The 21,364-nt window shown below is 53.7% G+C and carries 22 protein-coding genes, 1 tRNA gene and 1 pseudogene; 8 read left to right on the forward strand and 16 right to left on the reverse strand.

Features of this window, described 5'->3' with window-relative positions:
- The 3 genes and pseudogenes from RMSM_RS16245 to RMSM_RS16255 all read right to left on the reverse strand — a co-directional run.
- Window positions 1-415, reverse strand: a pseudogene (locus RMSM_RS16245) (hypothetical protein); the annotation flags it as partial.
- Window positions 412-1,044 (reverse strand): RNA polymerase sigma factor, encoded by a 633-nt coding sequence (locus RMSM_RS16250; protein ID WP_040767428.1) that lies wholly within the window; start codon window positions 1,042-1,044, stop codon window positions 412-414. The gene RMSM_RS16250 and the pseudogene RMSM_RS16245, both read right to left, overlap by 4 nt.
- Window positions 1,045-1,367: 323 nt before the next feature.
- Window positions 1,368-2,933 carry an arylsulfatase gene (locus RMSM_RS16255; RefSeq protein ID WP_063870231.1) on the reverse strand — a complete coding sequence of 522 codons (1,566 nt, stop codon included), beginning with the start codon at window positions 2,931-2,933 and terminating at the stop codon, window positions 1,368-1,370.
- Between the two features lie 640 nt (window positions 2,934-3,573).
- Here RMSM_RS16255 and RMSM_RS16265 point away from each other — a divergent pair.
- The 3 genes from RMSM_RS16265 (at window position 3,574) to RMSM_RS37010 (ending at window position 4,730) form a co-directional block, all read left to right on the forward strand.
- Window positions 3,574-3,840, forward strand: coding sequence for a hypothetical protein (locus RMSM_RS16265; protein ID WP_160168303.1), 267 nt, complete (start codon window positions 3,574-3,576; stop codon window positions 3,838-3,840).
- Between the two features lie 90 nt (window positions 3,841-3,930).
- The gene (locus tag RMSM_RS16270) at window positions 3,931-4,338 is read left to right on the forward strand and encodes an HPF/RaiA family ribosome-associated protein (protein WP_040767430.1); all 408 of its coding nucleotides are present in this window, start codon (window positions 3,931-3,933) and stop codon (window positions 4,336-4,338) included.
- Window positions 4,335-4,730, forward strand: coding sequence for a GreA/GreB family elongation factor (locus RMSM_RS37010; protein ID WP_008698349.1), 396 nt, complete (start codon window positions 4,335-4,337; stop codon window positions 4,728-4,730). Before RMSM_RS16270 ends, RMSM_RS37010 begins: the two co-directional genes overlap by 4 nt.
- 30 nt (window positions 4,731-4,760) lie before the next feature.
- On the opposite strand, the gene RMSM_RS16280 is transcribed toward RMSM_RS37010, so the two are convergent.
- Window positions 4,761-6,212: a sigma-54-dependent transcriptional regulator gene (locus RMSM_RS16280; protein WP_040767439.1), complete on the reverse strand. Its 1,452-nt coding sequence runs from the start codon at window positions 6,210-6,212 to the stop codon at window positions 4,761-4,763.
- A 27-nt stretch (window positions 6,213-6,239) separates the two neighbouring features.
- Window positions 6,240-7,757: a sensor histidine kinase gene (locus tag RMSM_RS16285; RefSeq protein WP_063870232.1), complete on the reverse strand. Its 1,518-nt coding sequence runs from the start codon at window positions 7,755-7,757 to the stop codon at window positions 6,240-6,242.
- A gap of 146 nt (window positions 7,758-7,903) precedes the next feature.
- Between RMSM_RS16285 and RMSM_RS41010 the strand changes: the two genes are divergently transcribed.
- The 3 genes from RMSM_RS41010 to RMSM_RS16295 all read left to right on the forward strand — a co-directional run bounded on the left by RMSM_RS41010 (window position 7,904) and on the right by RMSM_RS16295 (window position 10,072).
- Window positions 7,904-8,041 (forward strand): hypothetical protein, encoded by a 138-nt coding sequence (locus RMSM_RS41010; protein WP_160168304.1) that lies wholly within the window; start codon window positions 7,904-7,906, stop codon window positions 8,039-8,041.
- Window positions 8,042-8,301: 260 nt separating this feature from the next.
- Window positions 8,302-8,814: a HEAT repeat domain-containing protein gene (locus RMSM_RS16290; RefSeq protein WP_144057702.1), complete on the forward strand. Its 513-nt coding sequence runs from the start codon at window positions 8,302-8,304 to the stop codon at window positions 8,812-8,814.
- 265 nt (window positions 8,815-9,079) lie between these two features.
- A complete protein-coding gene (locus RMSM_RS16295; protein WP_144057703.1) occupies window positions 9,080-10,072 on the forward strand; it encodes a site-2 protease family protein in 993 nt (330 codons plus the stop codon).
- A gap of 105 nt (window positions 10,073-10,177) precedes the next feature.
- Here RMSM_RS16295 and RMSM_RS16300 read toward each other — a convergent pair whose 3' ends face one another.
- The gene (locus RMSM_RS16300; RefSeq protein WP_008698361.1) at window positions 10,178-10,525 is read right to left on the reverse strand and encodes a VOC family protein; all 348 of its coding nucleotides are present in this window, start codon (window positions 10,523-10,525) and stop codon (window positions 10,178-10,180) included.
- 187 nt (window positions 10,526-10,712) lie between these two features.
- Here RMSM_RS16300 and RMSM_RS16305 point away from each other — a divergent pair, with 187 nt between their 5' ends.
- Window positions 10,713-11,522 carry an inositol monophosphatase family protein gene (locus RMSM_RS16305; RefSeq protein ID WP_008698363.1) on the forward strand — a complete coding sequence of 270 codons (810 nt, stop codon included), beginning with the start codon at window positions 10,713-10,715 and terminating at the stop codon, window positions 11,520-11,522.
- A gap of 116 nt (window positions 11,523-11,638) precedes the next feature.
- Here RMSM_RS16305 and cmoB read toward each other — a convergent pair whose 3' ends face one another.
- The 4 genes from cmoB to RMSM_RS16325 all read right to left on the reverse strand — a co-directional run bounded on the left by cmoB (window position 11,639) and on the right by RMSM_RS16325 (window position 15,496).
- Entirely contained in the window at window positions 11,639-12,619 is a 981-nt protein-coding gene (gene cmoB / locus RMSM_RS16310; protein ID WP_008698366.1) for a tRNA 5-methoxyuridine(34)/uridine 5-oxyacetic acid(34) synthase CmoB, read from the reverse strand.
- Window positions 12,616-13,362 (reverse strand): carboxy-S-adenosyl-L-methionine synthase CmoA, encoded by a 747-nt coding sequence (gene cmoA / locus RMSM_RS16315; RefSeq protein WP_008698368.1) that lies wholly within the window; start codon window positions 13,360-13,362, stop codon window positions 12,616-12,618. Before cmoA ends, cmoB begins: the two co-directional genes overlap by 4 nt.
- Window positions 13,363-13,435: 73 nt before the next feature.
- Window positions 13,436-13,720, reverse strand: a complete 285-nt coding sequence (locus RMSM_RS16320; RefSeq protein ID WP_008698370.1) for an acylphosphatase — start codon at window positions 13,718-13,720, stop codon at window positions 13,436-13,438.
- A 3-nt stretch (window positions 13,721-13,723) separates the two neighbouring features.
- Complete coding sequence (locus RMSM_RS16325) at window positions 13,724-15,496, reverse strand: SpoIIE family protein phosphatase (protein ID WP_008698373.1); 1,773 nt, start codon at window positions 15,494-15,496, stop codon at window positions 13,724-13,726.
- Between the two features lie 380 nt (window positions 15,497-15,876).
- Here RMSM_RS16325 and RMSM_RS16335 point away from each other — a divergent pair.
- Window positions 15,877-15,948, forward strand: a tRNA-Gln gene (locus RMSM_RS16335).
- On the opposite strand, the gene RMSM_RS37840 is transcribed toward RMSM_RS16335, so the two are convergent.
- The 6 genes from RMSM_RS37840 to RMSM_RS16365 form a co-directional block, all read right to left on the reverse strand.
- On the reverse strand, window positions 15,930-17,117 hold the full coding sequence (locus RMSM_RS37840; protein WP_236622168.1) for a tyrosine-type recombinase/integrase: 1,188 nt from the start codon (window positions 17,115-17,117) through the stop codon (window positions 15,930-15,932). The two genes, RMSM_RS16335 and RMSM_RS37840, sit on opposite strands and share 19 nt — an antisense overlap.
- A gap of 474 nt (window positions 17,118-17,591) precedes the next feature.
- Window positions 17,592-17,798 (reverse strand): helix-turn-helix domain-containing protein, encoded by a 207-nt coding sequence (locus tag RMSM_RS16345; RefSeq protein WP_008698376.1) that lies wholly within the window; start codon window positions 17,796-17,798, stop codon window positions 17,592-17,594.
- Window positions 17,799-17,871: 73 nt separating this feature from the next.
- Window positions 17,872-18,306 carry a hypothetical protein gene (locus RMSM_RS42670; RefSeq protein ID WP_040767434.1) on the reverse strand — a complete coding sequence of 145 codons (435 nt, stop codon included), beginning with the start codon at window positions 18,304-18,306 and terminating at the stop codon, window positions 17,872-17,874.
- Between the two features lie 75 nt (window positions 18,307-18,381).
- Window positions 18,382-19,731, reverse strand: a complete 1,350-nt coding sequence (locus RMSM_RS16355) for a DNA polymerase (protein WP_236622169.1) — start codon at window positions 19,729-19,731, stop codon at window positions 18,382-18,384.
- 404 nt (window positions 19,732-20,135) lie between these two features.
- On the reverse strand, window positions 20,136-20,789 hold the full coding sequence (locus tag RMSM_RS16360) for a hypothetical protein (protein WP_008698382.1): 654 nt from the start codon (window positions 20,787-20,789) through the stop codon (window positions 20,136-20,138).
- A 187-nt stretch (window positions 20,790-20,976) separates the two neighbouring features.
- A complete protein-coding gene (locus RMSM_RS16365; RefSeq protein WP_040767436.1) occupies window positions 20,977-21,279 on the reverse strand; it encodes a hypothetical protein in 303 nt (100 codons plus the stop codon).
- Window positions 21,280-21,364 lie beyond the last annotated feature (85 nt).

The following is a 21,364-nucleotide window of genomic DNA, read 5'->3' on the forward strand; positions in this document are numbered from 1 at the left end:
CGATCGCCAGATCTTCTAGCTGCGATTGGTAGCGTGATGTACGGATTCCATAGATCGTCGCCGCAGCTGCCAAAACGCCCAACACGCACAATCCCGCAGTGATTAGCGGCCATCGGAACCGATTGACGAGCGCTCGCGAAGCCGATGTGTCCGCGGTCGGTTTGACGATATCAGAAACGACTAACTCAAGCGTCGATTCGACCAGTTTTTCACACGGCGTCACCGCAGGAAAATCGTCTAAATAGTCCCAGCCTTGCTGCAACGATTGCAGTCGTCGTCGCAGCTCTTCGTCGTCCAACAATCGATCTTCGAGTTGTGTCCGTGATTCATGATCCAGTTCCCCATCGACATAGGCGACGAGCAATTCGTCGTCTGGATCCAGCGGTGCATCATCGGTCAACAGTTTCAAACTCATGGGCCCACCTCCTTGGGGATGAGTCCCGAGTCGATGTAAGGTTGCAGTATTTCTTTCAAGTTGACTCTCGCTCGACTCAGCAGCGACTTCACCGCCTTGGGCGTGAGATCCATCGTTTCAGCAATTTCGGCGTAGCTCATGCTCTCGAATCGCGACAACATTAAAGCCATCCGTTGCCGCTCGCTCAGCGATTCGACCGCCTGACGCACGATCTGGGCACGTTCACTGCCTTCGCTAACACGTGCCGGCATCAACCCGCTGGCATCCAGTGCGGTGGAGGCCAGCAATTGGGCGTTGCTAGGTGCATCTTGGCTGCGTGGTGCATCGACTTCGCTCACTTCGCGACGACGCGACATCGTGCGTGCCGAGTTACGTGCCACATTACCGGCGATCGTAAACAGCCAAGTCGAAAACTTTGCTCCCGGTTCATAGCGTTTCCGCGCACGATAGACACGCAGAAAAACTTCTTGCGTTAAGTCTTCTGCCAATTCATGGCTAGGACCGAGCGTGTGCATCAATCGCACCAATCTTGCCTCATATCGACGTACCAATTCCTCAAAGGCTCCCGCATCATCGTCGCGAACGCGCAGCATCAAACGAACGTCCGGATCGGACTGTTGATATCGCATCGCGGTCGAATCGCTTACAGCCAAACCAGCCTGTTGAGATTAAAAGGAACGAGATTGAGTCTTCTAGGTGTTAGTTTAGTGTCTCAACGACAGTTGGGGATACCATCCCCAGTTACCTCAAGAATTAACCCAGGAATTGAGGTAAAGGTTTCGCGAAAAATCGAAAGAACGTCGCCCGCATTGGCACGAGCGACGTTTTTTATTCACGCCTCGATTCTCATTTATTCACGTCTTGATTCTCGATGCACGCTCCGTCATCCGCTCGTTCCGCCATCCGAATGCTCGCATCGCAAAACATTTCACGATTCTCGCCCCACCTTCGGCTATTGGGGCTTCGTCGCCCACCATGCTTCCCAAGCGGCGGCCATCTGCTCGACCAACTCCGGTTTCTCGGTCGCCCGATTTACCGTTTCGGTGGGATCGGACTGCAGATCGTAAAGCTCCCAGTCGCCGTTAACGCGGCGGATGCATTTCCAATCGCGATCACGGATCGCTTGATATTTCCCAAACTGCCAAAACAGCGGCCAAGGACGCTCGCTCGCTTCGCCGTGCAGTGTGGGAACCAGCGAGTGCCCTGCTAACCGATCGGGCACTTCGACGTTTGCTAAATCCAACATCGTGGGAGTGAAATCGACGAGATGGCCCACATGATCGGTGACCGATCCCGCTTGAATCTTGCCTGGCCAATACGCGATCATGGGCGTCCGCGTGCCGCCTTCGTAGTCCGTCGTTTTGTATTTCCGATACGGTGTGTTCGAGGCATTGGCCCACACCCGGCCTTGCGTCAAGTAACTCGTGACCTCCCACGGCATGGCTCCCTCGACAGTCGATCGATCGGCGGAATCTTCGCAGGCCCCATTGTCGGACAAGAAAAAGACAACGGTGTTTTCTGCTTCGCCAAGCTCGTCAATCTTGGCCAGCACGCGGCCGATGTTGCGATCCAATCGATCGATCATCGCAGCATAGGTGGCCATCCGCAAATCCCAGTGATCCCGCTGCTCGGCAGGGATCGAATCCCAAGCCGGCAACTGCGCGTCGCGTGGTGACAACGTCGCATTGGCGGGTAAGACCCCGAGCGATTGCTGTTTCTTAAAACGCTGCACTCGCAAATCGTCCCAGCCGATCGCCTTGTACTTGCCTCGATACTTCGCGACATCCTCTTTGCTGGCGTGCATCGGATAGTGAGGCGCCGTGTAGGCGAGGTACAACAGGAATGGCTTAGATTCGTCCTGGTATTGATCGAGATAACCAATCGCATGATCGGTGAAGGCATCCGTGGTATAGAAGCCCTTCGACTCTGGTGTAAACGGCAGGAACTCCTGGTCATCAATTGCCCAGCGACGCACTCGCTTTTTCGCTGGCTCCGGTTCGCCGTCCCTCGCATGTCCAGGATTCCAAAAATTACAGCAACCATCGGTCAGCCCGTAGTAGCGATCAAACCCACGTTCAAACGGCGTTTGCCCCGCATGCCATTTTCCCGTCATCAACGTTCGATAGCCCGCCTCGCGCATTCGTTCGCCAAACGTCGCATCCGAGTAGTGAACCGTGGGCGACGCTCCCACATGATGCCACCAACGCCCCGTCAAAATCGAGGCGCGGGTGTGCTCGCATTTTGCGTTGTTGTAAAAGGTGCGAAAACGCAAACCACCCCTGGCCAAACGATCCAGGTGCGGCGTTTCTATCTCTCCGCCATAACATCCGATGTCCGAAAACCCCATGTCATCGGCCATGATCAAGACAATGTTCGGACGTTCTGGATCCGCAGCACTCAACGTTACTGGAACCGCCGAAACGAACAGACCAAACAGCGCTATCCAAATCAGACAACGCAATGGACGAACCGATCGCCAGCGACCCGCGGTCGACCGATCCACAGTGAAGAGAAGCATGTTGAATTCCTATCGTGAACAAATTGCTGAAAGGGGGGCGAGCCGCATCGCCGATCCTGATGACAAAGGACAAGCGATTTCCCTTGTCTAATGCGTCCCACTGACAATGCGGTGAACGACGATTTTAATTGAAAACCACAGCGTGGAGGACCGGTCACCACAACCGCTTGCGTCTTCATCCGCAGAACGCCGAAGTGGGATTTCCCGCCTGTAATTCGCTCGGACCACAATTTTTTGCGAAGTCCAAATTTCAACCTTGGCGACTGTTAATCCGGCGCAGCATCATTTTGTCGCCCCCTCGTCTGCGGCTTTGTCAGGCCTACCGAGCCCTAAAAATCGCCGGAGGATCTCGTTTCTTTTTGCCGTGAAAACCAGCGTTCCCGCCCCCGGCGATGCGATGGAGCGTGATCCGGATGCATCCGTTGGCACACTCTTTGCCAACGTCTACTACTGAGCTTGCTTGCAACCGCAATGCGGTTTTGCCATCCCGCGACGATGCGATCATTTTCCCGCAAAAAACTAGATAAGACATGCAAATTGCTCGCATAACGATGTTCCTACCCCTGTTCCTTCGAAAACGATTAGATCGATTGTGATGCCCGGCATCGTCCGCAGGCGTGAATCGTCAGAGAGTGTTGATGTGAACTATCAAAAAAAAATTGACGGCACAAAAACCAACATCCCCTTCCAGGCTGCCTTTCGCACCTCCGAACCGCAGGCAACAGAAAACGATCCCGCCCCCGGCGAATTCAACACGAGCGCAATCGATCGGAGTAAAATATTGATATCGATGGATCGCAGTAGCCGATTTGATCAGCGACTGCGAACGTTCCGAGTCACGCTGTCCATTTTGGTCAGCGGCTGTATCACATTAGGAGCGGTCGTGTGGTGGCGACTGCTTCACTAATTCCTCTTTTGTCATCCCGAGTCGAGGATGCGTGTCCACCGCTTCGTTCGAAGATCGTTTCTCTGTTTCCACGTTCAAGGAACTCGCCAGATGAAGTTAGTAATCAGCAGTAACCGAGTCGCAGTAGGCAACAAGCTTCGCAATTACATCGAATCACGTTTGCAGCAATCTTTCCAGCGACTTGACCGGTGGGTACAAAAAGTGTCGGTGTGTCTGGACGACATCAACGGTCCACGCGGCGGCGTCTGTAAACAATGTCGACTTGTCGTGACGTTAAACGGAGCGGAAACGGTGGTGGTCACAGAAACAGGCGCAAGCGTCGGGGCATCGGTATCCAAAGCGATTCGGCGTGCTGGTTATGCAATGACGAAGCGAGTGAAGTCACGACAAGACCGTCGGGTCAAAAAGATCTCTCATCGATACATTCCGGAAATGGCTCTTGCGGAAGCGCCGGAACTTTCCGAGGAAGATGACCCGCAGTGGAGAAACACGCCATGAAATCCGTCGCCACAAAGTACACGGTGACCACTCGCGATCGCACGAAGATCACGGAACTACTAAATGATCCTCAGGTCTGCAATCACGCCTCGGCCGACGCACAGCGTTTGCTACGCGACCGATTGCAGCGTGCTGCGAGTGTCGAAGCGTCCCAGGTATCGGGCGAATTGGTGTCAATGAATTCGCCGTTCTATCTACAAGACCAAACGACCGGCGAAGTCATCAAACAGTGGCTCTGTTACCCCGATGCCGCCGGCTATTCGGCAAACGATTTGTCCATCTTGTCGCCACTTGGCGCCCAAGTTCTTGGATGCCGCGTGGGCGACGAAATCGTTGTGGACGATGCGAATGGCCGTCGACGTCGCTTCACTGTGTTACGAGTATTGGCGTAATCACACAAAGTGTTTGAAATATCCGGAACATCAATCTTGATGTTCCGTTTCCGGTCTCAGCCGTTTTTCGAACGTCAATCCCAAGTCCGTAATTTTCGTTCGCAACGTGCTCCGCGCGATTCCCAAAATCTCGCTGGCCTGGGCTTGGTTTCCTCCGGCATGACTTAGCACTTCGGGCAATACAATTCGATCGATTTCATTGTGCAATTTTTGATACAGATTAGGTTGCTCTTCTGAAAGCAGTTCATTGACAAACTGTTGAAGATTGGCCGCATCTAATTTCGAAGGCCCCGTCGCTGGGGCTGTTGACGTTTCACCACGACACGATTGCGGCAGTGAATTGAGTGTCAAAACCTCACCCACGTTTCGCACCAACGCATGCTTCACCGCACTTTGCAGTTCGCGAACATTTCCTGGCCAAGAGTATTGCTTCAGCTGTAACATTGCATCCGGAGCAATCGAGCGGACTTGCTTTCGCAATTCTTGGTTGAACAGTTTGACGAAATGTTCGACGAAGATCGGAATATCCTCAACACGTTCTCGCAGCGGAGGCAATTGGATCGTGAACACGCTGAGCCGATAGTACAAGTCTTCGCGAAAATCGCCCGCTTTGACCATTTCCAAAAGATTTCGATTCGTGGCCGCGATCACACGCACATCGACTTGGATTGTTTCGTTATTGCCGACGCGTTCAAAACTTCCGTCCTGTAGTAACCGCAACACTTTGGCTTGGGTTGCCGGAGTCATATCGCCAATTTCGTCGAGAAAGATCGTCCCCCCGTCGACTTGTTCAAACTTTCCTACCCGGCGTTTTTCAGCCCCCGTAAAAGCCCCACGCTCATGACCAAACAATTCGCTTTCAAGCAGATTTTCCGGTAACGCAGCACAATTGATGGCCAAGAAAGGGAGATCGGCGCGGCGACTGTGCTGTAGGATCGCACGTGCAATCATCTCTTTTCCGGTTCCGCTCTCGCCTAAAATCAACGCGTTCACGTCTTGGGGAGCGACCTGTCCAATCGCCTTGTAAACCTCTTGCATCGCAGGCGAACGACCGACGATCTGTTCCGCCGTTGCATCCCCGTCTATCGGGACTGAAAACGTTGTCGCCGCCTGCCCCAATTGCCGCATCTCGATGGCGCGTTGAACGGTTAAAACCAATTCATCAAACTCAACCGGCTTTAGAAGGTATTCAAATGCACCTCGCTTCATGGCTTCGATCGCCGTTTCCGTTGTCGAAAACGCGGTGATAATGATGACGGGAATTCGCGATTCAAGCTGATGCAAACAATTAAAGGCATCCAGCCCTGACATGTCCGGGAGCCGCACATCCAAAATGACAGCATCGGGGCGATGGGTTTCAAAAGCCGCAATCCCTTGCTCAGCGGTCGCCGCGGTAATCACCTCTAGTTCATCGGTTTCCAAGCTTTTCTTGAGCGAGTACAGCAGGTTGGGTTCATCATCAATGATTAGCAGTTTTGACACTTCAAATTCCAACAGCAATAAGATCGACTATCGAGTTTCCGCAAGCACGCCGGACAGCGGCAACATCACCTTGAACACGGTCCCTGCAGGATCTCGATCCTCGGCCGACAAATCGCCTTGGTGAGCTTCGATGATTCGTTTCGAAACGGCCAGCCCAAGTCCCACGCCGGGATCCTTCGTGCTGAAGAAAGGTTCAAAGATACGAGCTCGCTGTGCGTTTGGTAACCCGCAGCCATTGTCCGCCACGCTTAAACATACCCAATCGTTTGCAACCGATGAAAGTTCCCCCCCGCACTGCTCGCCCTTTTGACTCTGCAGCTCAACCGTGATCTGGCCCTGGTTCGCAACCGCATCAAAAGCATTGAGCAGCAGATTCAATAGAACTTGCCTCAATTGGGTTGCATCGCCCTGGACCGTGATCGGTTCAGCGGGCATTCTACACTCAATCTCAATTTGCCGTGTCGTCGCACGACTGGCGACAAGATCAAGCGTTTGTCGCACGATCGGAGCAAGTTCGACCGGCTCACGTTGCAATGGTGTGGGACGCGCAAAATCGAGAAACGTTTGCAACAAACGATCCACGCGAGTGATCTCTTCGTCCAAAACCGCCAAGTCGGTCGCATTCAAATTTGCCGAATCATTTTTTCGCCGCGCCGATTGGACAAGCGTTTTCATGCACATCAGCGGATTGCGGATCTCGTGCGCCAAACCAGCCGCCAATTGGCCCACGGCAACCAATTGATCGGCGCGGATCACTTCGTGGTGACGTTGTTGCAATTGTTCGACCACTGCGCCCACTCGACTGGAAACATTCTCCAGCACCAATTGCAGATCTTGCAGCGTCGGATCGGCCGAAATTTCGATCGGTCCCACCACGGTGTCAAGCTTTCCAGCAACATCACGAATCGGCACGGTCAACAGAAACATCGATTGATTGATGGCCCGAGCAACGCCATAGCCCGCCTCTAACCCGACGACGCCGCCGCAAGCACCGAGCAGTGCCATCACCAATGCCAATTTCTGAGCCATCGCTTGGTTTTGTTGGTTACTCTGCTCAAGCTCTTTTTCATTCAGATCGAGATAGCGGTGCGCCGCCGCTAAGACTCGCTGCGAAAGCAACTCGTCTTGAAGTCTTCGGACGCTCGCAAACGTAATCTCAGTCATTGGATCATCGACAAGCTGGTGGAGCTTGGCGAAATATTCATCTAACCCCTCGGATACTTCCGCCAAACAGTCGCTCTCTTCCTGCGAACCGGTGAGGGCCGAGGCGGCAGCCAGCCAATTTGTCGCTTCCTGCTGTTTGTTGACCGCCGACACCAAATGGTCTCGATCCAGGCTCAACAAAAACACCCCTAATTCGTGCCGCATCTCTCGAACAATCAATTCCATCTCTTCGGCCGCCCGAATGCTCGCCACGTTGACGTCAAGAATCTGCGAGTTTTGGCGTTGCAATTGCAACACATACCAAGCTCCTGAAAACCCCAAGCACAACAAGAGAAATCCGGTTGCGGGCAAAAAGACGCCTAGCTTATTTCGTAACCTCATCGGACCGGTCTCGGAGTGAAATTGGATGAATATTGGCCGGAAAACAGTAAATTCGCCTTCGCACGATAGCGTGGCCACTGAAAGCGGTGCAGCGAAGCTGGTTAAGGTGCAGCGAAGCTGGGAAATCGAGCATCGGCACAAACGTAATGCCAGCAGCCGCCGACGGCAATCAATCCATTGGCAAACCTCGTGCCCTTGAGATTGCGTACCTAGAATCACCGCGTCTTCCCAAACCTGCATTGCTTCAATCGCTACGTCTGACCGCCATGTGGTTCATCGATTAAGGTCGATCGATACAAACGAACCCACGGTACAGCACCGGTTTGATGCGGCAGGCTTTTTGAAGCTGGTTCGATGACGATCACGAATCCGCCATTGTCGGTCATTGCACTGTCATGAATTTGGTCTTCGCCGTCCTCCCTTGGTATACTGAACCAAAGCCGGGTCGCGCCAATCTATCGGCTCTCTCTGTCTTTTGATTTTTGCTTTGCTTGACGCTACCGGCCTAGCCCCCAACGACCTCCAACGTCAGGAACAGCAAACAATGAAGACGAATGAAATCAGTTCGGCCATCAAACAACTTGCTTCGGATGATGGCGTGGCTCGCGAGAAAGCTCGGAACGCGTTGGTCGCAGCAGAGAGTCGCGAGGTGACCGAAGCCCTAATTGCCGAATTAGTCGATTACCGGCACCAAGTCCGCTGGGAAGCAGCAAAGGCATTGTCGCAGATCGGAGACCCCGTCGCCGCGTTGCCTTTGGTTCATGCGATGGGCGACGACGACCACGACGTTGCCTGGGTCGCCGCCGAAGGTGTCGCTGAAATGGGTGAAAAGGGACTGCAGGCTGTGCTTAGCGGACTGACGCACTCGAGCCGCTCAGGGTCGTTCTATAAAGTCGCTCACCATGCCTTGAAGGAAATTCGCAAACATGGCAAACATCGCGACGTGGTGGCAAAAGTGATGGAAACGCTCGAAGGGGTTGAACCGCGACTGTCCGCTCCGATTGCTGCCTACGAGGCAATCCAAGAGCTCCGCGGCAATGGATTGCCCGCCGCATGACATGCTGGCTGCATTTGCCGCCGCCTCGTCCCTGACTCCCGTTTCACGTTTCGACTGTCCCAATCGCCAAACTGCTTTCGAACCACCAACCGTGGTGGTAGTGATCGAGGCAAATTGCCCCACTGGGGTGCTGTTTCCCCGATGCAGTAGTTACAGAGTGAACTGTAGACCGATATTCACCGCCGAATTGGCAGTCTCAGTACATTGGCACAGCGTATGCATCTATGAAATGCCTTGAGTTCACCTTTTTCGAGGAGATTGATAGATGAGGGGTTCATGGCATTTGGGGCGATTCGCCGATATCGACGTTCGCATTCACTGGACGTTTTTACTCGTCCCCCTGTGGATCTATTTTTCGAGTTTGGCTGCGGGGCTTGGCGTCGCTAGCGCGACGGTTTCGGTTCTGTTCGTGCTCTCGATTTTTGCCTGTGTGCTGTTTCATGAATATGGACACGCGTTGATGGCACGCCGCTTTGGCATTCCCACGCGAGACATCACGTTGCTGCCGATCGGAGGCGTTGCCAGTCTCGAGCGGATGCCGCGTCGACCGGTGCATGAATTGGCAATTGCCGTTGCGGGCCCTGCGGTAAACGTGGTGATTGCAGCTGCGATTTTCATTGGCTTTGCGATCGTTGATCCCACCGCCGGCGCCACCACTTCGTTCTTGAGCCGCTTGGCGGTCGTCAATGTTGCGTTGGTGCTGTTTAACATGCTGCCTGCGTTCCCGATGGACGGTGGCCGCGTGTTGCGATCGCTGCTGGCGATGACAATGCCTTACACCTCGGCAACTCGGATCGCCGCGAACGTAGGCCAAATCACCGCAGTCGGCTTCGGATTGCTCGGGTTGATCAGCGGCAATTTGATGCTGGTCTTCATTGCTGGATTTATCTTCCTTGCCGCGCGTGGTGAAGCAATGATGGCCAACATGCCGGATCGGCACGATGTGGCTGGCGTGCCGCCCACGAACGACGAATCCGTCGATGCGGTCAAAGCGAGGCTGCGAAACCAGCCCGGCCCTAACTTTCCGGACGTTCGCTCGCTTCCGATCATCAGCAGCCAATGGAACGCAAAAAGTGCCTTGGGATGGCTGTGCAACCACTCATTGGAAAAGTTCCTAGTGTCCAGCGGCGGATCGGTTGTAGGGATGATTAGTAGAAGTGACCTACAACGTGTGGTCCATGAAGGTCGCGGTGCAATGGCGATCGAGCGTTTGTTGGCGCTGCGGATCATTCCGATGCAATCGCTTCGCTCGGCATGAATGGTGGATCGTTAAGCGATTGCCGAGGTCATCGCTGATTGCGAAGCGTTGATTGCGAAGCAGAACCATTCATGCAGGGAGGCATGACGATGCGACCGCGGGGGCCTACTGCAATGGCTCGGCGAAACTAATTGGGTGTCCGTCGGGATCGCGAATATGGAAATAGCGTTCACCCCAAACGGCATCACGTGGGGCAAATTCGGGCTGCAACCCACGCTCGACTAACAAGCGGTACGTTTCGTCAACATCATCAACAGCAAAGATGATCAGCGTGCTGCTCGCTGCCGGTTCGTCCGCGTCGGCTAGACGCAAATTCAAATGATGATCGCCCACGCGAAACGTACTGAATCTCGCATTCTCGCCACCACGGTGCAGTTCAAACCCCACTTGCTGATAAAAACGAACCGCGGTCACCATCCGTTTTGTCACGATCGTCACGGCGGAAATTTTCATTTGGCCCCTCCCTTGTCTGACTTCATCATCGCTGGCATCCCCTTTCCGCTAGGTTACCAGGCAAACGAACCGTCGAAAAACCGGCAAACTTGTCGCGTGGTCTCGTGATTGGGGGCTTCGGTAATCCGGGGTTCCCTTGGTAATGTAGTTTCTCGTTCCACTGTTTCTTCGCAACTGAGACCAACTGATGCTCGACCGAAACGAACTTTTACTATCTGCCACGAGTGCAGCACGTGCGGGTGGCGAGATCCTGCTTCGCTATTTCCGCGATGGCGTGACGATCCGCGACAAGTCCGAATCGGGCGGCAAGACCTATGATTTGGTCAGTGACGCAGACTTGGAAAGCGAACAAGCGATTGCGAACTTTCTGAGAACCCGCTATCCCGACCACGAATTGTTGGGCGAAGAATCGCTCGCCGGTGGCGCCACCGATGCCGAACATTTGTGGATCATCGATCCTTTGGACGGTACGAATAATTTCGCGCACCGTTTGCCACATTTTGCCGTTTCCATTGCCTATTATCACCGCGGCGAACCGGTTGTCGGTGCGGTGTTTAATCCAGTTCGTGACGAGATGTTCACGGCAATCAAGGGTTCCGGGGCGGCGATCAACGGCGTCGCAGCATCCGTTTGTAATGCCGAGAGTTTAGGCAAAGTTTTGATCGGTTGCGGATTCTATTACGATCGTGGCGACATGATGCGAAGTACGCTCGCAGCAATCGAAGACTTTTTCGGCCAGGACATCCACGGCATTCGTCGCTTCGGCACCGCGTCGCTCGATCTCTGCCAAGTCGGCTGCGGTCAATTCGGCGGCTTTTTTGAATACCAACTTTCCCCTTGGGACTTTGCGGCGGGACGCTTGTTTGTCACCGAAGCAGGCGGCCAAGTCAGCGACGCCAAGGGTGCCGATTTGCCGCTGGAAACCACTAGCCTTGTCGCCAGCAATGGCAAACTGCACGAGGCCATGTTGGAAATCACCAAGCAACATCATCCGTAGACCGCATTCGTATTGATGCAGCGGATCTTGATGCTCGTTACGAAATTCAGTTTGCTGACCGTGGTCCGCAGGTACCCGGCCGCTGACGCGTCACGGATCGCGGGAAAAATGACGACTTAGGACTTTGTTGCCTTAACGATCGCTCGAACCGGCGACGGGTACCCTTCGACTGTGCGTGATCGGTCGACGGGATCCAAGAAATCGACGAGCGAATGAAATGTCATCCACGGGGTTGCCCGCTGTTCTGCGGGTGTGGTCGGGGACACGTCGATGACTTCGATATTTTCAAAACCAGTCCGACTCAACCACCGAATCAACATGGGGACCGATGGGATGAACCAAACGTTTCGCATCTTGGCATAACGGTCCTCGGGCACCAGTACCTCGGCCGCATCCGACTGGATCACCAATGTCTCGACCACCACTTGTCCGCCAACCTTGAGGGTTTCCGCCAGCGTTTGCAGGTGGTCAATCGGGCTGGTGCGGTGATACAACACGCCCATCGATAGCGTCAGATCGAACGCTTGCAGTTGGCTGGGAAGATCGGTGTCGGCCAATGGCACAATAAAGTGTTTCTCGGGTTGTCGCGCATAGCGACGGATTGCTTCGAACTGCATCACGTACAAAAGATACGGATCACATCCGAGCACCCACTCGGCTCCTGCATCGATCATCCGCCATCCGTAGTAGCCGTTTCCACACCCTACATCGAGGACCGCTTTGCCGCGAAAGTCGAGCGATTCGGCCAGCCGATCCCATTTCAAATTCGATCGCCATTCGGTATCCAACGAAACGCCAAAGACATCAAAGGGGCCTTTCCGCCAAGGATGCATCTGCATCAGTGTCGATGTTAGCGAATCGGTATTGGCGACGTCTTCGGCGAGCGAACCGTGAACCGCTACGGCGTCGCCGCTGGCATCGATCGTCGCGTCCTGGCAATCCGGCAGCGACTGCCACGCCGATTTCCATTTTTCCAGATTACCGTGTTTGGAAGGATGAAATCGCTCGCTACAAAGTTGCCGCAATTCGCTTGCCCAATCGGCTAAACCTTGACGACACAATTGCTCAAAAAGTGGCTCTCGATCAAGTAACGTCACGCTGCCGACTCCGCTTTGACTGCCAAAATCGAGGCAAAGTTGAAGCACTGGAACCACGGCGCGACACAATCAAAACCTGCGGTTTCAAGTCGATCGATGTGCGTTTGCATGGTTTCGGGCAGCAAACGATCTTCTAATGCAGTACGTTTCTGGGCAATTTCGAGATCACTGTACCCATTGGCCCGTTTAAAGTCATGGTGCAGATCATTTAGCAGCGACTGCTGTCCGAGATCATCGAAACAAATTTTTTCAGACAGCAACAACGCGCCGCCGGGAACGATGGCGTCCGCGATCGCGGTCAATAGAGCCGCTCGCTGATCCTTGGGGATGAACTGAAGCGTCAAATTCAGCACCACAAAGGAGGCGTTGGTCATCGGGAATTGACACACATCCGCTTGATGCACGCGAACCTCGGCCACCCCGGTTTGTCGCTCGCTGTGTTGCAGCTTCATTTGCAAACGCTCGACCATCGCCGGAGCATTGTCGACAGCGTGAATGACGCAGTCCTGCGGCACTTGCCGCTGAATCAATAAAGTGGCGGCACCGAGGGAACATCCCAAATCGTAGACATTCGTTTTCGCCTGAGCGAACCGGGCAGCCAACTGTTGGATCATCGCCAAGATCGACGCGTAGCCCGGAACCGATCTCGCAATCATATCGGGAAACACCTCGACCACTTGTTCGTCAAAGGCGAAGCTGCCCACACGGTCGTGCGGCAACGAATAGATCCGGTCGCGTTTCATCAAAGCTCGTTCATTATCAAAAGGGGCGTGGGGGTCGAACGACCGTCGTGTCTTCATAAAATCCCCGCTGCGGTCAGGAATATCGAATCCGAAACTCGTCCGCACGCTCTTCGGCCGGCAACGTTTCGATCACGGTGTCATCGATGTTGCCTTTCATCGATTCGTCGATCCGTTTTAACAATTCCCGCAGTTCGGATTCAGCACCAACCACGTCCAATTCAACAGATCCATCGGGGCGGTTTCGCACAAACCCACGCACGCGGAGTCCTCTGCTTTGTGAAAGTGCGTTCGCGCGAAAACCAACGCCTTGGACTTGACCGTGAAAGTGCACAACGTATCGAGTCTGCGAATCGTTCATGGTTTAGAATCCCGTGTCTTCATCCGCCAATTGCCCCACCATATCCTGGTCCGCGGTATCGGTTAGTCCAGTGACCGTTTCCCCCGCGGCGGCGAGACGCTCGATCACGACCAAACACATGTCGTCAAACGGCGGAGCCTCGCCGACATGCTCCAGCACCGCTTTGACCAAGCGGTCCTTGATCTCTTCGGCGCTGCCACCAATCGCTGTCAACTCACGGACCTTGTCGATACCGAATTCGTTGTCCTCTTCGTCCATAGCCTCGTTGATCCCATCGGTGTACAAGACGGCGACATCACCGACCGCCATGGGAAACTCAACCGATTCGTACGACATTCCGTCATCGATCGCGATCGGCAATCCCGATTCTTCTTCGCCCGGTTCGACAATTTTCCCGTCTCGAGCGAGCCGCACGACGGGAGCCATATGGCCCGCATTGACGATGGTCACCGAATCGCTGGTCGGATCGATCACGACCAACAAGAACGTGACAAAGCGTTCAACATGCAACCGGCTCATGCGATCATTCAGCCGTTCCACCGCTTGAGCGACATTGGCATCGCTTGCCAAACAAAACCGTGTTTCCGCAGACAACTTGGCCATGAACATCGCCGCCGCCACACCGTGACCAACAACATCGGCCACGACCACCGCCACACGCCCGTCGGCCAAATGGATGTAGTCAAAGTAGTCGCCACCGATATGATTCGCGGCCTGATAAAAACTGCAAACCTGATATCCCGGAGCGTCTGGGGGAGATTGTGGCAAGAAAGCCTGCTGAACTTCGGTCGCCAATTTTAGATCTTGTTCGACTTCGCGTTGATGCAGCGCTTGCTCGTGCAAGCGAGCATTATTGATCACCACCCCGGCTTGGGCCGCCACCCCGCTAAGTAAATCCGTGTCTTCCTCGCGGAACTGCCCGCGGCCTTTCAGCGAATCAATTTGTAACGCACCAAATGATTGGCCGCTGCCATCGATCAGCGGAGCGCAAATCATCGAGCGAATCGAAAAATCGGCAATCGATTGGCTGCTGTCAAACCGCGTGTCTTCGGAAGCGTCGAGCGACAAAATGGCTTCGCCGGTCTTCATCACTTCGCGAATAATCGTCCGACTGATCCGCACCGTCTCGCTTTCATCACGCGTTTGCCGTGTCTTGACCCAACGGGGGACCAAATTGCCGTTAGCGTCTTCCATCACGACAAAACCACGGTCGGCCGCCGGAAAAATGTCAAACAAACTATTTAGCACCTTGGGAAGCACCTCATCGAGCCCCAATGCATTGCTGAGGTTGCTGTTGATTCGCATCAACGCTTCGAGTTTCGCCTCAGCCGTTGCCGACAACTTCAGCCCTTCACTGCTGCTGCGGAATTCGACTTTTGATGAGCTGATCTTCTCGGCCTCGGCGTCCTCGACCATCATGATGCCAAAGTTCGATCCATCGAACGTCATCAAATTGTGGTCTTGGGCAAATTCAGGCACCGCGTCTTGATGAAACACCAGCTCCACATCGCTAATGCGAACGCGGTCTCCTTCCCGCAGTACCTCGGGCTCGGACAACAATTGCCCATTCAAGAAGGTGCCATTGCGGCTGCCGGAGTCTTCGACAAGGAAGTCGCCATCACGCTGCACCACCTTGGCGTGATAGCGGCTGACCGCCCCCGCATCGACCACGATATGGCAATCCGGGTGCCGGCCGATCACAGTCTCGCCATCTTGCAGACGAAAACGTTCTGCGCTGCCGTCATCTCCGATCGAACTTGTCGACAAGAAAGCCATAGGAAATGCCTCGGAATCGAATAAAGCAAAGGGTGGGACAACGACGAGCGATCACCCGTCGACCAGCACCGGTAAACCAGGATCGCTGGCGTTTCGTCACGGTTTTCCCACATCAATCGTTGTCAAGTTCTCGCTGCGGGTGGCGCCGGAAGCACATTCTATGCCAATAGAGGCCAAACAACAACGAAGGAATCGGAACACCATCTTGACTGCGAATCAAAAAACGATCCAAATAAGCACAGCAGCCAGCAGTAGCGAAGAAAGCAATTTCGCTTATGATGAGCATCGCAGCTGCAGAAAAAGGCGACGCGAGGAGGTAAATCCAAATCACAGCATTTGAATTTGCGTTTACTGTCTCGACGCCCATTCCGCGTCAACACTGCCCCATAGTGTAATTGGCAACACGACAGATTCTGACTCTGTTATTCTAGGTTCAAGTCCTAGTGGGGCAGCTTAAGGGCAAGTCAGCTAGAGCCGATTGAAGACATAACCAGTTATTTGCGGGGTTTTCTTCATCCACCCTATTTCTTGTCTCCGATTCTCTTCCCTTATCTTGCACCGTCGGTGGTGGATTTGGTGGTGTTTCTGAATCCACCACCTCCTCGTCTGAAAGCCTCTTCTTTTCGGCTGGCGGGGTAGACGTTACGCCGACGATCTTGGCGCCGTTGGTGATTGCTCGATCGAAACTCGATTGCATTGCCATTGCGTAATGCTTGTTGGCAACCGCGGGTGAATTCCCAAGCCAGCTCGTCACGTCCTTACAAGGGTAATGGGCTAACAATTCCGTTTCGCGGGTCGCACGAAGGTTCTGCATCAACTTCGGCCAAGGAGTATAACCTGCATGCGTGACGATTTTTTCCATCGTGGTGAGGATGTTTGCGTCGCTAGCGTACCGGCTCTGAACGTACTCGGCACCGCTTTTGGCGTACTCTTTTGCTCTCAACAGGTGCGGCCTTAACTCCGGAAAAATTGGACATCGGCGGACTGGCGGCGATTTGTGGCTTCGCACCATCATCACGTTGTTGGGAAGATCAATGTCCTCCCACTTTTGGATTCGCGTCTCGTGACTACGCATTCCCGCGTATCTAGCAAATGCCAAAATAATTCGCCAATCTTCGCAGGGAGCCTTTCGGATGCATTCCTCGATCCAGTCGGCTGGCACCATGAAAAGCCGATTAGGATTTCCACTTACCGCAGATGCCTCGTCAGCGAATGGATTCTGCGTGATAATCTGGTGCTTGATAGCAGCTTTAAAAAACTGTTTCGACCGCCCAATCCGCCGCCGAACAGTTCCCTCTGCTAGGGGAAATTTGAATTTCCTTCGCTCATTCCCTTCGGTTTGCAGCCATTTTCGATAATCCTCTGCGTCACCGGCGTTGATGGCGTCAATACGTCGATCATCGCCGAACTTCCTGCACAGACTTCTCGCCGTGATTTTCAGCTGCTCGATCGTACTCGGTTTGCCAGGGTGCTTTTTAATATAATCGTCGGTCCACTGCTTGATCGTCGGTGCCAGATCCGGTTCCGGTTCTGGCACTGCAACAATCCGCGGCGGCGCGAGTCCTTTCTTGACGAGCTTTCTATAGAGCTTGTCCGGCAGATCCGCGAGCCATTCAGTCACGTCTCGGTCGGGCTCGCTACGCACAATCTGCCGACTGACAATGTGGTCGATCTTGCGCCCCATCGATTCAGCGGTTCGCTTGGCAATCTTCCCCGGGTAAATGCTTTGTTTTTTGCCACTGGAATTCGTAAACCGAATTTCGATGCTCTTGTTTTTCTTCAGGATAATCGATGCCACTATGTTGTCTCCATGTTGTTTCAAAATGCAAAGTAGTAACCATAGCCTCGCTGCGGCCCGGGCTGCTAATCGCTAAGCCTAGATGCCGGCTAAGGACACTTTCTACCGCTCGCCAACATCGATTACTGGCGAGCGTTCAAAGAAGCCCCTCACGCAGACACGCGAGGCTCGGTTGCGGTTCTTGGATGCATTGGCTACAACCGCTCATCCAGCAGCGATGTACATCATGATCAGATGCGATCGCCGCAAATCTTGTAAATGCAAATCATTTGACGATATGTTCGCAGGTCATGCGTTCTACTCGGATCGTTCTCTCATGTGTCGTTCGAGCACATCCATGTTAAAGCGAACGACGCCGCCGATCACGACCTTTGCATCTCTAGGCAGTGTGCCTTCGAGTAGCCAGCGATCTATCGTCCGCTCGCTAACACTGAAATACGCCGCTATCTCCTTCTTGGTCCTGGGGCGCTGGTTCGTTGCAGATTTATTCAACTCGGCTGTCATTGCAGTAAATTCCTTACGTTGTGTCATGGGAAACGGTTTCCGGGGGTACATGGCGGTACGGTTTGTCAGATGTTCAATTATTTTCAGTATTTACCGGTGACTCAGAAAGTCTTTTCAGAGTGAAGCGGGGTGCTCGCCCCCGATGGAATTCGGCATCGATCAATCCCAACTCGGCCATTCGCACCAGAACGCGTTTGGCGGTCTTCGTGTGCACACCAAATTGTCCACAAATAGACTTTGACAGCTCCATTGGGCGTTTTCGTTGCCATCCCGCGACGTACCAAAGCAGGAGGCCTACCTCCGTGCCACGCCCGCCGCATGTGGCTGCTGCCCGCATCCACTCAAAGGGAATTGGTCCCTTGATGAAACTTTCCCCGGGTAAATGTCTTGGGACATCCTCCGCTATCGATCGCGTTTTTGTTGTTTTCTTGAACCCAGAAGGGTTTTGCTTCTCTGCTCCCTTGTTTTGATTCCCTCCTGGCTTGATCGCGTAGTTGCTCAGATCCATAACTCTCCTTTAACTCTAGTATTGATTAGTAAGCAGATATAAGTAATTAGAAGAACAGGTGGGACATCCCGTGCCTTAGCTTGAGACAACTTGTGCCGATCGCTCTGACTCCTTTGCCAGACCAATCACCTTCTCCCACATCGCTGTTCCGCGGCCTTCGTCCGCATATCGGTCGGGATACCGGATGACCTTGGCATCTGATTCCAAGTCGTAACCGTCGAGGACGAGCCGACTCGCCTCTCGCATTATGCTTTGCGTTTTCTTCACGACGTCGTCGATTTCACTCGTTGGTGCTTCGACGAGAATCGCATCATGTACGGGGCAGCAAACTCGAATCTCTGCTTCGGTTGCCATCGAGCACGCAAGTCGCATCATCTCGGCACCATTGGCTTGCATGGGAAAGTTTGCTAATGAACGGGCGTTGTCGCCGCCGACTGTCCGCAGCGTCCATCCAAATACCGTTTGTAGTTTTTTGCTCAGCATCGCCGAATCCACCTGGGACTGAGACCATCGCCAAAACACGGGAAAAGCCTCACGATGTTGACGCAGCAAATTCCGAGCGAAAGCAAGAGGTTTGTTTAGCTTCTTCGCTAAACCGTGCTCACTCATCCCATATTGAGTTGCGAGCATGCAGACCTTGAATGCAGTCCGCTCTGCCGAATGCGATTGCTTGGTAGCGTTGGTCGGTACTGCACCGGCCATCTTTGCAAACTCCAAATAGGGATCGCCACTGTCGTACGCCTTTTGAAGCCCCTTGTCGCCCGAAAGGGCTGCTGCAATGCCCAATTCTTGTTGCGACCAATCAACATATGCGATCGAAGTTCCTTTTTCGGGTCGAATAAGGCTACGCAACCAGACCGATGGGCCAAAAATAAACTGATTGTTGGACGGCTGGTTTCGTCCAGAACGGCTGGCAAACGGCCGTAGCAATGTGCGATTGCGACCATCTTCTCCTACACTGAGTTTCTCCAATTTAAGCTCGCTCAGCGTATGCCGTAATTCCCGTAGTGGATTGATTTGCGGGAACATTTTTGCCTGTTCGCGGAATGTCTCATTGTCGAGTCGAAGCTGTCCTCGTTCCGTGCGAGGCCATGGGATCTCGTTTTGTGTCAAGTAGGTCGCGAACCGATCACGCTTAAACGACTGCCCTTCATAAACCCCAAATGGTCCGTTGATTGATTCGATAAGCCCTTCGCGTATAGCCTCCCATTGCCGCCGAAGCAAAGAAAGCATTTGCATGTCGATCGGGATGCCGACATGTTCCATTTTCGCTACTGCACACATATATCGTCCTCGAAGCAAGGCGCGCGGAAAGTCAATACTTGGCATCATCTTGGGCAGCAGCCTGTGTAACGCGTCGACATCTGATTGGCAGTAGTCGAGCAGCGACTCCATCTGCTGCTCGGTATAAGGGCCGCCGCTCATTGCAAGCTCCCTCATCGCTTGTTTTTCAGTCGTGTTGATTGAATCCATACCGAAATAGGCAAGGCATCCCAAGAGTGAGAAGCCGGCAGTAGGGTGGGTTCCGTTGAGCAAATTTCTAAATTCACACCACAGGTCAAGTACTCGTTCGGGCAATGGCCATCCGAGCGAAAGAAAGCAACTCCATTCGGCGGAGGAAAAATAGGCGACGAACAAGACGCTTTCATCCATTTTGAACGGGGGCCTGTCGAGTGACACGAGTTCTTTTATCCCGATGCGGACAATCCTGTCTGAATGAAACTCTCTTGCCACCATGCAAGCGACACGTGGCCGTTCACCTGGTGGGCAAGAGAATTCAAAATCAATCGACCAAACCGCGTCAAATCGGCTTAGCCAATCGCTCACTACTACACCTCTCCACGTAGCGAACGCAAAATGGGGTGGTCCATCGAATCGATGAACCTACCGCCAAATGCCAGTTTGAGAATTTCGGGGAACGTCAGCTCTCCCCACTCAGGTTCGGACAGCGGCGATGTAGCTCGAAAGACGGCATATTCGCCTGCTGCCATATCACTTTGCACACGAATCCATGTCTTAACTGCAAGGACCTGCGCTTCCAGCATTGATTCATGCCAGCGGTTGGTGCGTCCCTCCGACGGTGGTAGCGTTCCTGGCCACAAAAACAACGTTCCATGACGTGTCACGCTAGTCACTAACCGTACGGGCTTGACCTCGCCCGCCAATTCGCTCCATAGCGTGGGAGCGACGAGATAGGACTCTCGATCGTGCAAGTCCTCGAGTATCGTCGTATCGATACGGTAATCCTCGCTCGGGTGCACCCGGACAAACTCCTGCTTGTTCGGTTTTCCTACGCGAATGCTGGTAATCACCCGCTTCACACCGAGTCCAGCTGAATCCGCGTTGCTCAATCGCAATGCTGCTGGATTGAATGGATCAGGAGTTGCCTCGTCTATAGGCTTGGGACTGCCAAGTGATTGGATGGGAATGACGGGCGATTCTCCATGAGATCCATCACCCGAATTTGGTTGATCGTTTTTCAAAGCTATTATCTCCGAATATCTAAAACGCGTAGCTGGCCTCGCGTTTTGTGGTGAACTTTTAAAGGAAAGAGGAAGGTGCAGACGCGTCGCGCCTGCACCTTAGGGTGACCAAGAGTGTCAGCGAACGTGTGACCGCAGTGCCCCCATAGATCTTGAAGGCACCGTCCCGTTGGCCTTGAATCGCTCGCTACTCGTGCTCTTGCTCGTCGATTAGGCGTTTTATCGCCGCGATCAGCGATGCCAGCGAGTTATCGCCGGACACTCGTGAGTCGAGATCTCGGCTCAATCCCATGCGATCAACAGCTCGGTGCAGTAGTGTCAGAGGGGATAGTCCGCCCTGGACACGACGCAAACGAGACGCGATGACTCGTCGGTGCTCTTCAGGCTCGAGTAAGTCCGAGCTTATGTCCATGGAGTCGATTGCGCTCCATGGAATCTCTCGATCCTGCCGATACGCGTCAACCAAATACAGGATGGGGGCGATTATCATTTCCCACCCCCTTTCGAACGCAAGCTCTTGTCTGCAAACATGTTAGTGACTACCATTGAGTTCAGCATTTACATCTCCGTGTTTT

This window comes from Rhodopirellula maiorica SM1 (genome assembly GCF_000346295.1).
In the GTDB taxonomy this organism is placed as follows: Bacteria; Planctomycetota; Planctomycetia; order Pirellulales; family Pirellulaceae; genus Novipirellula; species Novipirellula maiorica.

Excerpts from the sequence above, each read along its gene's own strand:
- RMSM_RS16250 (WP_040767428.1), bottom strand. The coding sequence starts at position 1,044 with ATGCGATATCAACAGTCCGATCCGGACGTTCGTTTGATGCTGCGCGTT.
- RMSM_RS16255 (WP_063870231.1), bottom strand. The coding sequence starts at position 2,933 with ATGCTTCTCTTCACTGTGGATCGGTCGACCGCGGGTCGCTGGCGATCG.
- RMSM_RS16270 (WP_040767430.1), top strand. The coding sequence starts at position 3,931 with ATGAAGTTAGTAATCAGCAGTAACCGAGTCGCAGTAGGCAACAAGCTT.
- RMSM_RS37010 (WP_008698349.1), top strand. The coding sequence starts at position 4,335 with ATGAAATCCGTCGCCACAAAGTACACGGTGACCACTCGCGATCGCACG.
- RMSM_RS16285 (WP_063870232.1), bottom strand. The coding sequence starts at position 7,757 with ATGAGGTTACGAAATAAGCTAGGCGTCTTTTTGCCCGCAACCGGATTT.
- RMSM_RS41010 (WP_160168304.1), top strand. The coding sequence starts at position 7,904 with ATGCCAGCAGCCGCCGACGGCAATCAATCCATTGGCAAACCTCGTGCC.
- RMSM_RS16290 (WP_144057702.1), top strand. The coding sequence starts at position 8,302 with ATGAAGACGAATGAAATCAGTTCGGCCATCAAACAACTTGCTTCGGAT.
- RMSM_RS16295 (WP_144057703.1), top strand. The coding sequence starts at position 9,080 with ATGAGGGGTTCATGGCATTTGGGGCGATTCGCCGATATCGACGTTCGC.
- RMSM_RS16300 (WP_008698361.1), bottom strand. The coding sequence starts at position 10,525 with ATGAAAATTTCCGCCGTGACGATCGTGACAAAACGGATGGTGACCGCG.
- RMSM_RS16305 (WP_008698363.1), top strand. The coding sequence starts at position 10,713 with ATGCTCGACCGAAACGAACTTTTACTATCTGCCACGAGTGCAGCACGT.
- cmoA (WP_008698368.1), bottom strand. The coding sequence starts at position 13,362 with ATGAAACGCGACCGGATCTATTCGTTGCCGCACGACCGTGTGGGCAGC.
- RMSM_RS16320 (WP_008698370.1), bottom strand. The coding sequence starts at position 13,720 with ATGAACGATTCGCAGACTCGATACGTTGTGCACTTTCACGGTCAAGTC.
- RMSM_RS16325 (WP_008698373.1), bottom strand. The coding sequence starts at position 15,496 with ATGGCTTTCTTGTCGACAAGTTCGATCGGAGATGACGGCAGCGCAGAA.
- RMSM_RS16345 (WP_008698376.1), bottom strand. The coding sequence starts at position 17,798 with ATGACAGCCGAGTTGAATAAATCTGCAACGAACCAGCGCCCCAGGACC.
- RMSM_RS42670 (WP_040767434.1), bottom strand. The coding sequence starts at position 18,306 with ATGGATCTGAGCAACTACGCGATCAAGCCAGGAGGGAATCAAAACAAG.
- RMSM_RS16355 (WP_236622169.1), bottom strand. The coding sequence starts at position 19,731 with ATGAGCGGCGGCCCTTATACCGAGCAGCAGATGGAGTCGCTGCTCGAC.
- RMSM_RS16365 (WP_040767436.1), bottom strand. The coding sequence starts at position 21,279 with ATGATAATCGCCCCCATCCTGTATTTGGTTGACGCGTATCGGCAGGAT.